Consider the following 16,761-nt stretch of genomic DNA (forward strand, 5'->3'; position numbering starts at 1 on the left):
TATTTTATGAACAAACAGCTATCACGTCCATTTTGGGCTCTGAGCATGCTACTCGGCGTAAGTGCTTCGGCATTTGCCCAACAGGCAACGCTAAAGGGGCGAGTAATGGACCAGAAGGGGAGTTCCTTGGTCGGTGCTACACTGCGCTTCGAGGATATTCAAAAATCACTGTCTACCAATGCGAATGGGGATTTTAGCTTGGATAGACTACAAACGGGGAAATTACGCCTGCGAGTCAGCATGGTCGGATACGCGAGCCTGGACACCTTAATCCAAATCAGTGATGGGCAGAATCCGTTAAACCTCTACCTTAAATCCAATACGAGCGCGCTGGATGAGGTTGTTGTGATTGGTTATGGTACACAAAAGAAAAGTGACCTGACGGGGTCAATCAGCACGGTGAGTTCTAAGGATTTTCAAAAAGGACAGATCTCCTCTCCCGAGCAACTCATTATGGGGAAAGTTCCGGGCGTACAGATTACAACAAGTGGGGGGCAGCCAGGCGCAGGAAGTACAATCCGGATCCGTTCCGGCGCTTCACTGAATGCCAGTAACGATCCATTGATCGTCGTGGATGGGATTCCTTTGGCTGGTGGCTCGGTATCTGGGGTAGCGAATCCATTAAGTTTGATTAACCCAAATGATATCGAGACATTTACCATCTTGAAAGATGCCAATGCAACGGCAATTTATGGATCGCGTGCATCGAATGGTGTCATCTTAATCACCACCAAAAAAGGCAGCCGCTCAGGAACACAGATCAACTTCTCTACACAGAACTCCTTGGCGACTGTGGCCAATAAAGTAAAACTGCTTAACGCGGATCAAATCCGCGATTATGTCAATACCAATGGCAGTGATGCCATGAAAAAATTGTTGGGAACAGCAAATACCGATTGGCAGGATGTGATTTATGGCAATGCCTTTACTACGGACAATAATGTTAACATTGCTTCCAGAGCTGGTAATATGCCTTACCGTATTTCTGCTGGTTATATGAATCAGGACGGTGTGCTGAAAAATGATAACTTAAAACGGACCACCGCGGCATTGGCCTTGACACCGAAATTTCTGGACAATCACCTTTCGCTGGATGTGAATGTACGTGGTACCTGGTCGAAATCGAAATTTGCTACGCAAGATGCGATCGGGTCAGCGATTCAGTTCGATCCCACCCAACCTGTTTATGTCGATGATAAGGATAGTTTTGGCGGATATTATGAGTGGGTTCAGGGCGGGAAACCCAATCCAAATGCACCTCGAAATCCTTTGGCCTTATTGGATCTGCGCAAAGATAATGGCGATGTTTTCAGAAGCATTGGAAATGCAAAAGTGGATTATAGTTTTCATTTCCTTCCCGAGTTACACGCCAACTTAAACGTCGGCTACGATCTGGCGCGTTCAAAAGGGAATACATTTACGCCGGCTATTGCTGCACGTAATTTCAATGAAGGTGGTGAAAGAACGCAATATAAAACCGATATCAACAATAAAACACTCGAGTTTTATCTAAAGTATGATAAAGAATTACCTACAATCAAAAGTACGATAGACGCGACACTTGGGTATGGTTACTATAAAAATAGTAGTAAAGTATACAATTTTAACCGTACAAATGCCGAAGGTGATAAGATCTTAAATGAACCAACGCGGCCTTTTGATAAACCCGAAAACCTGTTGATCTCCTATTACGGACGTCTGATCTATACCTACGACAACCGTTATGTCCTTTCTGGAACCTTGCGGACAGATGGTTCTTCCCGTTTTAGCCCGGACAACCGCTGGGGATATTTCCCTTCTGTCGGTTTTACCTGGCGCGCGAAAAATGAAGGCTTTTTAAAAGAAATAGCTGCGGTTTCGGAGTTGAAACTTCGTTTAAGTTATGGAAAGACAGGTCAGCAAGACGGTATTGCCAACTATTCTTATTTGCCTAATTATACCATCAGTGGTAATGAATCCATGTATCGATTTGGTAATGAGTATTATTACCTAAATTCGCCGGTCGCCTACGATCAAGATATCCGCTGGGAGAGTACAACGACCTACAATGCTGGAGTTGATTTTGGTTTCGCTAACAATCTATTCTATGGTAGCATAGACTACTATTCGAAAAAGACCAAGGACCTGCTCAGTACCATTCCAGTTCCTGTAGGATCAAACTTTAGCAACTTTTTGTTGACGAATGTCGGTAATATGGAGAATCAGGGTCTGGAGTTTAACCTGCATTACGTTCCGGTAAAAACAGAAAATTCGTCGTTGGATCTTGGTTTCAATGTGACTTATAATAGAAGCAAAGTGACCAACCTGACGCAGAGCGATGATCCAAACTTTATCGTGGAGACCGGTAGTATTCGTGGTGGAACAGGGGGGAATATCCAGGCACATAAGGTGAATTTCATGCCCAATAGTTTCAATGTGTTCCAGCAGGTATATGATGAACAGGGGCATCCTGTAGAAGGGGTCTATGTTGACCGCAATGGCGACGGCGTGATCAGCGATAACGACCGTTACCTATACAAATCACCTTTACCGAAATACCTTTTGGGTTTTACGGCGGCATACAGTTACAAAAAATGGTCGGCAAGCACCGTATTGCGCGCAAGTTTGGATAATTATGTGTACGACAATGTTTCATCCAACCTAGGCAGTGGCGCGAACATCAACGATCAGGCGGTTTTGGTGATCAACAATGCCCCGGTGGATTTTTTGAATACCAATTTTCTACTCAAGCAGTTACGAAGTGATTATTACATCAAAAATGCGTCATTCTTGAAAATGGATAATGTTAATCTGAGTTATAACCTCGGAAAATTTATTCGGAACAGCAAAGCTTCGATGTCTATTTCTGCCACTGTACAAAATGTATTTACCATCACCAAGTACAAAGGAGTTGATCCAGAAATATCCAATGGTATAGACGACCGTTTCTATCCAAGACCAAGAACTTATGTATTGGGTGTAAATGTGAGTTTTTAAATGATATAACAATGAAAAAATTAAATAAATATATAGGCGCTTGCCTGCTCGCCATCGCATTGAGCAGCTGCCACAAGGATTTGGATTTAAAGCCTACTAATGATGTCACCGCAGATATTGCTTATAAAGATTTTAAAGGTTATACCTCATCATTTGCAAGGTTGTATGGATCATTGACTTTAACGAGCACATCGGGGCCGAATAATACAGACTTAGGTGGTTTAGATGCCGGAACATCGGATTTTTTACGTCTTTTTTGGAATGCGCAAGAACTTACTACCGATGAAGCTGCTTGCGCCTGGCTTAATGACCCGGGAATTAGTGGTTTGGATTACCTCAATTTTGACGATAGCAATCCCATGCTCCGCGGTCTTTACACGCGTTGTGTCTACAGTGCTACCCTTGTCAATGAATTTTTAAGAGAGAGCACGGATGCTAAATTGGCCGAACGCGGTATTTCAGATGCCGACAAAAAAGAGATCGCTTATTATCGTGCCGAAGCAAGATTCTTACGTGCTTACAACTATTGGGTTCTACTTGATCTATTCGGAAATCCACCTTTTGTAACCGAAGAAACTTCAGTAGGCAAAGTATCACCGCCACAGATCAAACGACCTGAGCTTTTCGCGTATGTGGAGAAAGAACTGCTGGAGGTTGCTGGTCAGCTCAAAGGTGCCAAACAGAATGTTTATGGTCGTGTGGACCAAGTAGCGGCATGGGGGCTATTGGCTCGTTTATACCTCAACGCTGAAGTCTACCTTGGGGCCGGTAATAAGAAATATACCGAAGCCATCACGTATTCAGAAAAGGTATTGAACTCGGGCTATAGCTTGGGGACAAATTACCGGGAGCTTTTCTATGCAGATAATGATGTGAACAACCCCGAATTTATTTTTTATCTGCCTTACGATGGAACCAAAACACAGAGCAAGGGGGGAACGACTTATCTGATCAATGCAGCTATCGACGCGACCATGAATCCCACTTCTTTTGGTGTGCCTGGCGGCGGTTGGGCGGGAAATCGGACGCGTGACAATATCGCAACCATTTTCGGTGACTACTCCGGAGCAACGGACAAAAGGGCAATGTTTCACTTAAATACAAGCGTAAAAATAGAAGATATCGCTGTCTATAAGCAGGGCTTAGCAGTTACTAAATTCCGGAATGTGAACAAAGACGGAAAAACTGCTCCTCCAGCAGCTGAAGGTTTTGTAGCATCGGTGGACTTTCCATTAATTCGATTGGCAGAGATGAACCTGATTTACGCCGAAGCAACTTTACGAGGTGGCTCCGGTGGTAACGTGGCTAAAGCATTGGATTACGTCAACAAGTTGCGTGTGCGTGCCTATGGCAACAACAGTGGGAATTTGGCAAACCTCTCGCTGGACGATGTACTCAACGAGCGTGTGAAAGAGCTGTATTGGGAAGGGTTTAGACGTTCAGATTTAATTCGTTATGGCAAATTTACGGGCGATAATTACCTCTGGCCTTTTAAAGGAGGTGTGTTAGCCGGTCAAGCTGTGCCAGCCTATAGAACATTGTTCCCGCTTCCGGCTTCAGATATAATCGCGAACTCCAATCTTGTACAGAATCCCGGCTATAATTAATCAGCATCGGAAAAGGAGAATTTATTCCAATGAAAGACGAATCTACAACTCCTGATTGAGTTTGGATGCGGTAAGCTTCTTCTGATCGATGTGGCCATACCTGTACTAAGAAAATTGTTGACAGATGAAACCGAGCAATGCATATTGGTCGGCGCACAGGACGGTTAATATTTGCCTGAGCTTTCATCAGCTATTGAAAACAAAATTAAACAGATGAAAACTAGACACTATATCGGAATCATGCTGCTGTTTATAGCGCTATTCCAAAGTTGTAAAAAAGACGAAACGCGGGCCATATTGGCTAGTGATGAAGGTATAAAGCCAGCGACTTTAAGCCTTGATAAAAATAATGTAACCCTGTCTAAAGATAATGCAAAGGACACGGTACTGCACTTAACTATGATTCAGCCTGACTTTGGTTTTCAGGCGGCAGTAACCAACGTACTCCAGTTTGGACTTAAGGGAGACAATTTTAAAACAGTAAAAGAAGTTGTTATTCCGAGTGGTCGGACAACAGTTGGTTTTACGGGTTATGAATTGAATAGCTACTTACTTTCTCTTGGTGTTCCGACAGGAACGGCTTCTGACTTTGATGTACGGCTGAAGTCAAGTATCAATGCTAAAATTACGGTCGTGTTTTCAGCTTTGGCAAGCCTGAAAGCAGTTCCCTTTGCTTCAACCAGCTATCTGTATGTTCCAGGCGCTTATCAGGGATGGGATCCAGCCACAGCTGAGTCGTTAGTTTCCCCAACAAGTAACGGTATCTATACAGGCATTATCTTATTTCCGGAAGTGAATTCAGAATTTAAGATTACAACTGAACGCAATTGGGCGAATTCTTATGGACAAACTGCAGATGGTAAAATCGCATTTAATGGTGGTGGAAATATAAAAGCGCCGCGTGCAGGTAATCTGGAAATCGAGGTCAACACAACTGCCAATACCATTTCATTTAAAGATCACAACTGGGGCATTATTGGCAGCGCGACACCGAAAGGTTGGGATGCCGATACAGATATGAAGTTTGACAATGCCAACCAGGTATGGAAGCTCACAGTGAGCTTGACGGCAGGAGAGATCAAATTCCGTAAAAATCACGATTGGGGAACCAATTTTGGCGGGGCAAATGGAACTTTAGCGGCTGGCGGTGCCAATATCGCGGTCGCCAGTGCCGGTACCTACGCTATTGTCGTGGATTTCAATGCAAATACCTATACGCTGACAAAGAAATAGCAAATGATGTTTAAAATAAATAAAAATATTACCACAGTAATCGTGGCGCTAACAGTGCTTGGATGGAGCCCCTTATTGGGGCAATCCATTCAACGTGTAGAACCTTTAAACTGGTGGGTAGGAATGGAAAATCCAACCTTGCAGCTCGTTGTCTATGGACCCCAGATCGGGAAAAGTGAGGTGCAAGTGGAGGATAAAGGAATAGAATTGGTAAAAATCAATCGGGTGGAAAATCCCAATTACCTGTTTTTGGATGTCAAGGTGGCTGCTTCGGCCCAACCGGGATGGTCAACTTTTACCTTTCGTCAAGGAAAGAAAAAACTGACTTATCGTTATGAGTTGAAGCAAAGAGATCAAAAAGTAAAAGCGCAAGGAGTAAACAGTGCCGATTTGATCTATCTGATTATGCCTGATCGTTTTGCCAATGGAAATAAGGCAAATGATCAAGTGAAAGGTATGTTGGATATGAGCTTGAACCGGGATTCAATGTATCTGCGCCATGGCGGTGATTTGGAAGGTATTATCGGGAAACTGGATTACCTGCAAGATCTTGGTGTTACATCCTTGTGGCTGACTCCCGTGTTGACCAATGACATGCCACAGGCCTCGTACCATGGTTATGCCAATACCGAAACATATCATATAGACCCTCGCTTTGGTAGCAATGACACTTATGTGCAATTAGGCGAACAGCTCCACCGGCGTCAGATGAAATTGATTTTTGATGTGGTGCCCAACCATATTGGAAGTTATCATTGGACGGTGAAAGACAAACCGATGGCAGACTGGCTCAATGAATGGCCTTCCTATACGCAGACATCCTATAAAGATCAGGCTGTTTTTGATCCTTATGCCTCGGCAGATGACAAAAAGAAAATGGTCAAAGGTTGGTTTGTTCCCACCATGCCCGATATGAACGAACAGAATCCATACGTTCAAAATTACCTGACCCAAAGCCATATCTGGTGGATAGAGACCGCAGCAATAGACGGATTCCGAATAGATACCTATCCGTACAATGATCTGGATTTTATGGCTAAATGGACCGATCGCATTTTGCAGGAGTATCCAAAGTTTACCTTTTTTGGGGAGACATGGGTACACGGGGTTGCCAATCAGGCTTATTTTCTGGGCGGAAAACGAGTTGGTCAGGACGTGGATTCCAAGCTGATGGGCGTAACCGATTTTCAGCTTAATTATGCCATAGGTGATGCGCTCAACCAAAAGACAGAATGGACTGCCGGAGCCAATAAATTATATTCGACCCTGGCCTCAGATTTTCTATATCCACATCCAGCGCAAAATGTGCTTTTTTTGGATAACCACGATAAGGATCGTTTTTTCTCCGTTGTAGGCGAAAACGTGCAGAAATATAAATCAGCAATGGCTTGGCTTATGACAACAAGGGGTATCCCACAGTTGTACTATGGAGCTGAAATTCTGATGAAGAATTTCTCTAATCCCGACGGCTTGCTAAGGGAAGACTTTCAGGGTGGTTTTATAGGTGACAAATCGAATAAATTTACAGCTGACGGAAGAACGAAAGCCGAGCAGGATATGTGGAACTATGTGCAGACCTTAGCCAATTACCGAAAACAACATACCGTTCTGCAAACAGGTAAAACGATGCAATATGTGCCCGAAGATGGCGTATATGTTTATTTCCGTTACAACGAAAAGCAAACTGTTATGGTCGTGATGAATTGCAATGATGTCGCGAAGGAACTTAAACTCGATCGCTTTAGGGAACGAAATAACCAGGTGAAGTCCTATTTCGATATTATTCAAAAGCAAGAGACCAATCCAGTTGACCATAGCTTGAAGTTGGACGCTTACGAGACTAAAGTGTTCGAGCTTAAGTTTTAACACAATTTAAAATTCTATAGAATTCATTTTTCGATGATTAATTATAAAACTGTAAAAGCCGTAATATTTGATTTGGACGGTGTGTTGGTGGATACGGCGGTCTACCATTTTCAAGCCTGGCACAGATTGGCAGAAGGCTTGGGTTATTCGTTTTCTCTTGTTGATAACGAACAGCTGAAAGGGGTCAGTCGCATTGAATCCCTCGAGCTTATTTTAAAATGGGCGGGGGCGAAAATATCCGATGCTGAAAAAGCGGATTTGCTGTCACTTAAAAACAAATGGTACTTGGAGCTGATTGAACAACTCAGCCCTGACCACTTGCTTTCAGGTAGTTTAGATCTATTAGAAAAACTCCGGAAAAAGGGGATTAAGATTGCATTGGGGTCAGCCAGCAAGAACGCGATGGGTATCCTTGAAAAAACGGGGATTATCAGCTATTTCGACGCATTGATTGATGGAAATGTGGTTCAACTGTCTAAACCTAATCCAGCAGTTTTCCTGAAGGGAGCTGAGGCTTTGGGAATTGAACCGGCATGCTGTCTCGTGCTGGAAGATGCCCAAGCCGGAATAGATGCGGCAAGGGCAGCCGGCATGCAGGTGATAGGGATTGGGCGGGCTGAACATCTTAACGGAGCAGATTTAGTGGTAGCCGATTTAAGAGCCTTAGTCGATAAATTTTAAATTTTAGGAGCAATTCAAGTGATGGAGGCAAGGCGTAGATCATATTGGCAAAGAAGACCAGAATGATTGAGGCAGAGTATCCGTCGCGCATTGAAAAAAATATAAAGATGAAAACATATATCAAACATAACCCTTGGCAAATTATCGAAGACACCTTTCGTCCCGAACATAATGAATTTTCGGAAAGTATCTTCGCTATTGGTAATGGTCGGATGGGGCAGAGGGCTAATTTTGAAGAAGAATTCAGCGGGAAATCGTTACAGGGATCGTACCTAGCGGGTATTTATTATCCTGACAAAACACGCGTGGGCTGGTGGAAAAATGGGTATCCCGAATATTTTGCAAAGGTCATCAATTCCATCGATTGGATAGGCCTACATATTCTAGTGAATGGGCAGGTTCTCGACCTAAACAAAGTTGCGGTCAAATCTTTTGAACGTCGCCTGGATATGCAAAATGGGGTTTTATACCGCAGTTTTATCGTGGAAATGCCCGATGGGGCACAGTTGAAGGTTGAAGCAAGCCGGATGTATCATCTGTTTGCTTCGGAAACAGCTTCATTACAGTACAACATACAGGCACTTTCCGGTCCGATTGCTTTGGAGGTCCGCTCGCATTTAAATGCTGAAGTTGTCAATCGAGACAGTAACTACGACGAGCAATTTTGGGAAAGCACAGCGCAGGGAAGAGATGGTGAAAATACTTTTGTGGCGGCGCGTACCAAGAAAACTGGCTTTGAGGTGTACGCCCTGCTTACAACTACCGTGACAGGACCTACAGCCGTTGTCGAAGTGCAAGATACGGTGACAAGTCGAGGCTGTATAGCAGAAATTTATAAGACCGAGCTAACCGAATCTCAAATTTGTCGCGTTGAAAAGCGAGTTTCCATTGTTACATCACAGAACCATGTGTCGGCAGAGCTAGAAGTGGCTGCTTCGGTCAATTTACATAAGCTAGATGCACTGAGCTATGAGCAACTAAAGGAGAAACAAGCAGCAGCTTGGCAAGCGATCTGGGCAGAAAGTGACATTGAAATCAGTGGTGATGTTGCTGCGCAGCAGGCTATACGCTATAATATATTTCAGCTCAACCAGACCTATACCGGCGAAGATGAGCGACTCAATATTGGTCCGAAAGGTTTTACCGGAGAAAAATATGGCGGTGTCACCTATTGGGATACTGAAGCTTATTGTATTCCTTTTTACCTCGCAACACAATCTCCAAATATTGCGCGTAACTTGTTGATTTATCGTCATCAGCAATTGGGTAAAGCCATCGAAAACGCCGCTAAACTTGGCTTTACCAATGGAGCTGCACTTTATCCCATGGTGACGATTAATGGTGAGGAATGCCATAATGAATGGGAAATTACGTTTGAGGAAATTCATCGCAATGGAGCTATTGCATTCGCGATTTATAACTATGTCCGTTACACCGGTGATCAGGACTACATCTGGTCACACGGCTTGGAAGTCTTGATTGCGATAAGCCGATTCTGGGCACAGCGCGTTAATTGGAGCGCTGAGCGCCAGCAATATGTCATGTTGGGGGTGACGGGGCCAAACGAGTATGAAAACAACGTGAACAACAACTGGTATACCAATCGGATTGCTTCCTGGTGCCTGGAATATACACTGGACTGTTTAAACAAGCTGGCGCAGCTGAGCTCCGACAATGCTGAGGCACTGAAAAAGTTAGCCATAGGAGCGGAGGAACAGGAAAAATGGCAGCATATTATCGATAACATGTATTATCCTTTTGATGCGCAGCGCGGGGTATTTCTCCAACAGGATGGTTTCCTCGACAAAGAGTTAATTCCTGTGGCCGAACTTGATCCGGCTCAACGACCGATCAACCAGCGTTGGAGCTGGGACAGGATTCTACGTTCCTGTTACATCAAGCAGGCCGACGTGCTGCAGGGCTTTTATTTTCTTGAAGACCAGTTTGATCTTGAGGCCTTAAGGCGACATTATGAATTTTATGAACCGTTTACGGTGCATGAAAGCTCGCTTTCTCCTTGCGTCCATGCGATATTGGCTGCTAAGTTGAATAAACCAGAAAAAGCCTATGAATTCTATCTGCGGACCTCGCGTTTGGATCTGGATGATTATAATAACGATACCGAAGACGGTTTACATATCACTTCCATGGCGGGTACCTGGATGACAATCGTAGAGGGCTTTGCAGGAATGCGGATTAAGGGAGGAAAACTGTATTTAAATCCGATGTTACCAAAAGAGTGGGAAGGGTATAAATTCCGTATCTTATTTCGCGGTGCGACCTTGTTGATTGCGGTACGGTCGGATGGATTTACGATCGAAAATGACAGTGACACTGCGGCCCATATCCAGACGGAGGCAGAAGCTTTCGTTCTGGCTGCACAAAGCAAAAAGCAGGTGTTTCAGGTTCGGTAAGCCCCTGTTTTCAGCAGCGTAAGAACCAATCTTATCCTGCTGAAAATAGGGATTAAGTGATAATTAAATTGTATTTTGTCTTAAATTTTGATAGCCTATTATGGGAAATAAACCTGAATTAAGTATTAGCCAGGTCATCAATATGAGTTTTGGGTTTTTGGGCATACAAATGGGGTTTGCCTTACAAAACGGCAATGCTTCCCGTATTCTACAGACATTTGGTGCTGATGTAGAACACCTGTCGCTGTTTTGGCTTGCTGCTCCGATTACGGGGATGATTGTGCAGCCAATTATCGGGCATTATAGCGATCGAACCTGGAATAAATTGGGGCGTCGTCGGCCTTATATTTTGGTGGGTGCACTGTTGACCACCATAACCCTGTTTTTGATGCCGAATGCAGCGGTATTTACCACATTGCTAGCACCACTTTGGATAGGAGCAGGACTATTAATGTTTATGGATGCTTCTATCAATGTGACAATGGAGCCCTTTAGAGCCTTAATTGGCGATAATCTACCGAGTAACCAACGTAGTCTTGGATTCTCCGTACAAACCTTTCTGATCGGTATTGGAGCCGTATTGGGATCGTTACTTCCCTTTATACTGACAAAATATTTTCATGTACAGGGGACTTCCGAAGCTGGTCAGGTGCCAAACAATGTGATATATTCTTTTTATTTTGGTGGTTTTGTACTGCTTCTAACGGTGTTGTGGTCGGTGTTTAAAACGAAGGAATATACGCCACAGGAATTACGGTCATTTTCCGATACCATGGTGGTTGAACAGGAGACAGCGCCAAAATTTGGTTTGCGCGCTATTGCCAGCGATATTGGTAAGATGCCATTGATCATGCGCAAACTCGGTTGGGTTCAATTCTTTTCCTGGTTTGCCCTTTTTATGATGTGGGTATATACAACTCCTGCGATTGCAGATTCGGTTTTTTACCTGCGGGAAGGAAATCGGCAGGATCTTTATATGGAGGCGGCCAATTGGGTGGGCGTGCTTTTTGGTATTTACAATGGGGTATCGGCTCTATATGCTTTGTTTATTCCGCGGATAGCCAAACAGCTCGGACGTGGAAAAACGCATGCGCTTGGGCTTTCCATTGGAGGACTCTCGTTGATTTCACTGTTTCTGATTAAAGATGCTAATCTGCTGATTCTTCCCATGATCGGTATTGGTATCGCTTGGGGAAGTATTTTAGCGATGCCTTATGCCATTTTGAGCGATCACCTGCCTGCAGGGAAAATGGGGGTTTATATGGGTCTTTTCAATTTCTTCATTACCTTACCACAGATTGTATGTGGATTTTTTGGAGGAATGATCATCAAATATTTTTTTCATAGCCAATCCATTTATGGCTTGTTGTTGGCCGGTGTATTTATGCTGCTGGCTGCATTCTTTGTTCCCAAGAGTAAACGCTAAGATCATTATCGTAGACGTAGTAAATAGAGCTTACGTCTACGATTTTCTGCTCACTTCGCCCAGCTCCTGCAATTGGATTTTCATCATCTCCTTAAGTATACTAATTTGTTTTAGTTAGCACGGCTCGCTTTTACACAGCGGGATAATTTCGTTCGATTTACTAAAACTTGTGCGTATCATTTGCTGAAAAATGCACCATCATTTGCTGAACACGTAAGCATTATTTACTGTTTTCAAGAATATAGTTGCTCGGCGACATACCATAATGCTTATGGAAGTCCCTGGAAAAATTGGATTGCACGGTGTAACCTACCATCGTTGATACTTGGGTAATGTTGTATTCTTTCTGAGTAAGCAGTTCTGCCGCTTTTTTTAATCGTGAAATATTGATCAATTCATTGGGTGTTAGGTCAGAGAGCCCTTTGATTTTACGGTAAAGGGTCGGACGACTCATATGCATCAGTTTGGCCAGTTCATCCACATTAAGGTCTATCGCTGAAATATTCTCATAAATAACCGTATTGAGCTGACTGATGAAATCTTTGTCAGGACCCGAAACGTTGATATCTATTAAGTTGGAGCTGGGTGCGTTAGTGAAGTAATTCTTGATAATTTTTCGGTTCTTGAGAATATTGCGTATTTGTACCATGAGGAATTCAAGCGAAAAAGGTTTTTCGATATAAGCATCGGCACCATTTTTTAATCCCTGAATTTTGGAATCCAATGCATTTTTTGCGGTCAGAAAGATCACCGGAATATGACTATAGAGAATATCTGTTTTGATACGTCTGCATAAAGCCAGGCCATCCATAATAGGCATCATGATGTCTGTCAGTACCAGTTGTACATTTTCTTGGTCTAATATTTCGAGCGCTTCGGCACCATTGCCGGCTCGTAGGATTATATAGCTGGTTTTTAATTCTTTATTGAGGTAGGCCAGTATTTCTTTATTGTCCTCGACGAGCAGAATCACCGGCTTTTCTTCCTCCTGTTCATCGGATTTATCATTCAATACATGATCGTCGTTATCTTCCTGAAAAGATTTGATGTCGAGCGATTGTTCTTGAAAAATTGGGATCGATAGCAGGAAGATATTGCGGTTTTCCTCCAGATGTACAAGAGATAAGTTTCCTTGGTGCAATTCGACCAAGGAGCGAGATAAAGGAAGGCCAATGCCCGTCCCCGTATCTTTATCGGATTCATTTAAGCGATAAAATGGTTCAAATATTTTCTCCCTTTTCTCAAAGGGAATGAGCTCACCATCATTCTTAAACTCGATATTAAACATAATATCATCGCTATTAAAAGGGAGGAGTTTGACATAGACTTCTTGATCCGCATATTTGATAGCGTTGTGGATCAGGTTGGTAAAGATTTTTCGAAGGGCTTCTTCATCCACATAAGCCGTGAGACTGATACGCGGGAGACTGAGGTCATAGTGCAACTGTCTATCTTTTGCAAAATAATTTAAATCGTGAAATACTTCGGATAGGAGTGCGTTGATATCCGTTTTAGTAAAAATAAGGCTCATATTGTTAGTTTCTGCTTTTCTAAAATCCAGTAATTGGTTGGTGAGGCGAATTAATCGCGCCGTGTTTTTTTCAATCAGCGCAAGGTCTTTGGCTGTGTCGCGATCGGTAAATTTATGGTTATTGATTATTTTCTCAAGGGGCATTTTGATCAACGTGAGTGGCGTACGAATTTCGTGGGCCAGGTTTGTGAAGAATTCCAGCTTGAGGTTATATATTTCCTGTTCTTTTTTTCGTTCATAACTATCCATCTTTTGGGCGTTGTTGGCCTTTATAAGGAGAAAGTAATACCGTAATACGAGCAGTGCAATGGTGCCGAAGCTCAAAAAATAAAGTAAGTATGCCCAACTTGACTGCCACCAGGGTGGCGAAACGATGATGAGTAGTTTTTTTTCATCCGGATTCCAGACGCTGTTGTTATTTGCACCTCTGAACTTAAACGTATAAGTGCCCGGAGGAAGTTTATTGTAATAGATCTTTTGATTGCCTGTAATATCGGTCCAGTCTTTATCGTAACCTTCCATGATATAACGATAAGGATTGCTCTTTGGGGAAACAAAGCTCAAGGCGGCGATATTGAAGCTAATATTGGAATTGTCGTAGGTCAGTTGGATCTCTTCTGATAGGGAGATGGATTCTTTCAGTATGCCATTTTCACGAACCGGTACGCTCACATTGTTAATCTGAATGCCGCTGATGAATATAGGTGGAATAAAGCTGTTCTTAATGGATTTTGTGGGGTTGAAGCTAACCATTCCTTTAATCGTCCCGAAATATAAAGTTCCGTCGCTATCTTTATAAGCCGAATTATAATTAAACTGATCTGCGGGAAGCCCGTCTCTCGATGTATAGATGACCCTACGCGGGACACCTTCATCCAGTCTGACCAGTCCACCACCGGTAGATATCCAGATGCTCCTGTTGTCATCTTCCAGGACCTTGAATACCTGATTGGAAGGTAAACCGGATTCGGTCAGATAATTGGTGAAGTGCCCATCACGACGGTATTTTGAGAGGCCGCTTTCGGTGCAAAACCACAAGTTATTTTTGCTGTCTTCAAATAGACCGTTGACGTAATTATTGACAAGTGTATTTTGTTTACCTTGTTCGGATAACAGGTGCTGAATTTCTCCCGAACTGCGGTTATATTGGTAGACTCCACTACCGTAGGTGTTGATCCAAAGTATACCATATTCATCTTCATAAATGCCTTGTATCCATGCGGTAATTGGAAGGAGGTCAAAACTGCCGCTATTTTTGTTGTAGCGGTATAGTGCGCGGTCTGTCCCGACAAACATGCTGTTGTCTTTAGACTTATAGAGGCATACGGCAAAGCTGCTTTGTAAGGGGCCTTTGCCGATGCGATCATAGTGTTTTTTTAGTTTTCCGGTTTTTACGTCTAGAACGTCTAGTCCATGTGTTGTGGAGCCTACCCAAAGATCGTCGCCGATTGTTGCCAGGCCATGAACATTGTTATGCGCTATACTTCCCTTTTTTCCATTGGCAAGGAAGTGCTGAATCTGTTGTGTTTGAGCATCAATTTTGTTCAGGCCACCATCTTCTGTTCCTATCCAGAAATTTCCATAGCGATCTTTTTTGATATCGTGTACAATATTGCCTGATAAGGCCGATTTTCCGAATCCGGATAGATATTTTTTGAAATTGTCGAATTGGTTGCTGTATTGGTTAAAGCCGCCGAAAAATGTTCCAAACCAGATATTGTCTTCACGGTCCCGATAGAAATTCAGGACAGCATTGTCAGATATGGCAAATGGATTGAGCAGATCTTTTTTGATGTGCTGGCTCTGACCCCTGTGAATATCATAGGTATATATTCCAGTTTCTGTTCCGATCCAGTATATCGACTCCGTTTGTTGAATAATACAGTTTGCCTGGATGACTTTATTGGGGTAATGACTTGCAAATAGATTTTTTAACCGGCCATTTTTGAAATCAAACAAATAAGCCGAATTGATTGTCCCGACCATCAATAGGGAATCATTGATGGCGTAAACAGTTTTTGTATTTGCCAATGCTTTTCGATCAATCTTTTTAAGGTCAACTTCGACAAATTTGCTCGTATTTACCTGGTACCGTTGTATGGTACTGTTATTGTCCGTTGTCCACAACCCGCCTTTCTTGCTGCTGGTAATCGCCACAATGGTATTTTTGTTCTGATCAAATGGAATTATTTCTGTTGTATAAGAATTATAGCGATAAAGTTTTCCGTTCGAAAGCAGCCAGATAAAACCGGCGTATTCGTGTATGGCATTTACTTCACCGATTGGTACTCCCCTGAATGGTGTGAAATTTTCTTTAATAGGATCGTAACAATAGGTACCGCGTGTGGTTCCCACCCATAGTATTCCTTTGCTGTCTGTGAGAATACTTAAAATGGACGAACTTCCGATACTTGTAGAGTCTGAAGCATTGTGTCTAAATATCTTAAATTGATTGCCATCAAAGCGATTGAGACCATTCCTTGTCCCTAACCATAGAAAACCCTGAACATCCTGTGTAATACATTTGACCGTGCTATTGGAGAGACCGTCGTGGGTTTGATAATTTTTAAAATAGATCGATTGTGCCTGCACGTTAATACATGCTAGCAAGATATATAAAAGGAGTATGGTGGTTATTCTTTTCAAAACTGATTACGTTGAACTAAAAATAGTCAATTAAAAGATAAAAAAGAGTTTTACTGATACGCTTTGATATAAAATTGAGACGCTCTGATTGGACTAGCTACAAGGATTTACGCATTTTTATAAAACAATAATAACCAAATATAAACGTATGTTTCGCCCTAGAATTATGACAGGTAAGTCCTGTGTCCTTGTTTTTCAGTTTGTTAGGTTTTTGTTTTTACATGTGAGACATGATGTTCACGATGCTTTGGTTTTGAATTTTGGCTTTAAAGGCCTTGATACCGAGCGCTACGTCTTTGCCATTATTGGGGAAGACTATACGCATTTCAAAAGGGCTTTGGAGCAAAAAAAATACCATTAAAATCACTTAGTATCATTTGT

Annotated in this window: 8 protein-coding genes; 7 read left to right on the plus strand and 1 reads right to left on the minus strand. The window is 42.8% G+C overall.

Annotation, left to right across the window (positions count from 1 at the left end):
• Positions 1-6: 6 nt before the first annotated feature.
• The 7 genes from B3P16_RS02710 to B3P16_RS02740 all read left to right on the plus strand — a co-directional run bounded on the left by B3P16_RS02710 (position 7) and on the right by B3P16_RS02740 (position 12,203).
• Positions 7-2,976: a SusC/RagA family TonB-linked outer membrane protein gene (locus B3P16_RS02710; RefSeq protein ID WP_112374273.1), complete on the plus strand. Its 2,970-nt coding sequence runs from the start codon at positions 7-9 to the stop codon at positions 2,974-2,976.
• Between the two features lie 11 nt (positions 2,977-2,987).
• Positions 2,988-4,583, plus strand: coding sequence for a RagB/SusD family nutrient uptake outer membrane protein (locus B3P16_RS02715; protein ID WP_046674246.1), 1,596 nt, complete (start codon positions 2,988-2,990; stop codon positions 4,581-4,583).
• 213 nt (positions 4,584-4,796) lie between these two features.
• Entirely contained in the window at positions 4,797-5,816 is a 1,020-nt protein-coding gene (locus tag B3P16_RS02720) for a SusE domain-containing protein (RefSeq protein WP_046674245.1), read from the plus strand.
• A gap of 3 nt (positions 5,817-5,819) precedes the next feature.
• Positions 5,820-7,682, plus strand: a complete 1,863-nt coding sequence (locus B3P16_RS02725) for a glycoside hydrolase family 13 protein (RefSeq protein WP_286841295.1) — start codon at positions 5,820-5,822, stop codon at positions 7,680-7,682.
• A 33-nt stretch (positions 7,683-7,715) separates the two neighbouring features.
• Complete coding sequence (pgmB, locus tag B3P16_RS02730; protein WP_286841297.1) at positions 7,716-8,363, plus strand: beta-phosphoglucomutase; 648 nt, start codon at positions 7,716-7,718, stop codon at positions 8,361-8,363.
• 107 nt (positions 8,364-8,470) lie between these two features.
• A complete protein-coding gene (locus tag B3P16_RS02735) occupies positions 8,471-10,777 on the plus strand; it encodes a family 65 glycosyl hydrolase domain-containing protein (protein WP_286841299.1) in 2,307 nt (768 codons plus the stop codon).
• Positions 10,778-10,877: 100 nt separating this feature from the next.
• A complete protein-coding gene (locus B3P16_RS02740; RefSeq protein WP_286841301.1) occupies positions 10,878-12,203 on the plus strand; it encodes an MFS transporter in 1,326 nt (441 codons plus the stop codon).
• Between the two features lie 220 nt (positions 12,204-12,423).
• Here B3P16_RS02740 and B3P16_RS02745 read toward each other — a convergent pair whose 3' ends face one another.
• Positions 12,424-16,380 carry a hybrid sensor histidine kinase/response regulator transcription factor gene (locus B3P16_RS02745; RefSeq protein WP_286841302.1) on the minus strand — a complete coding sequence of 1,319 codons (3,957 nt, stop codon included), beginning with the start codon at positions 16,378-16,380 and terminating at the stop codon, positions 12,424-12,426.
• Between the last annotated feature and the right edge of the window lie 381 nt (positions 16,381-16,761).

The sequence above is a fragment of the Sphingobacterium sp. UBA7631 genome, from assembly GCF_002483935.1.
In the GTDB taxonomy this organism is placed as follows: domain Bacteria; phylum Bacteroidota; class Bacteroidia; order Sphingobacteriales; family Sphingobacteriaceae; genus Sphingobacterium; species Sphingobacterium multivorum.

Coding starts and splice junctions, on each gene's coding strand:
- B3P16_RS02710 (WP_112374273.1), top strand. CDS start 7: ATGAACAAACAGCTATCACGTCCATTTTGGGCTCTGAGCATGCTACTC.
- B3P16_RS02715 (WP_046674246.1), top strand. CDS start 2,988: ATGAAAAAATTAAATAAATATATAGGCGCTTGCCTGCTCGCCATCGCA.
- B3P16_RS02720 (WP_046674245.1), top strand. CDS start 4,797: ATGAAAACTAGACACTATATCGGAATCATGCTGCTGTTTATAGCGCTA.
- B3P16_RS02725 (WP_286841295.1), top strand. CDS start 5,820: ATGATGTTTAAAATAAATAAAAATATTACCACAGTAATCGTGGCGCTA.
- pgmB (WP_286841297.1), top strand. CDS start 7,716: ATGATTAATTATAAAACTGTAAAAGCCGTAATATTTGATTTGGACGGT.
- B3P16_RS02735 (WP_286841299.1), top strand. CDS start 8,471: ATGAAAACATATATCAAACATAACCCTTGGCAAATTATCGAAGACACC.
- B3P16_RS02740 (WP_286841301.1), top strand. CDS start 10,878: ATGGGAAATAAACCTGAATTAAGTATTAGCCAGGTCATCAATATGAGT.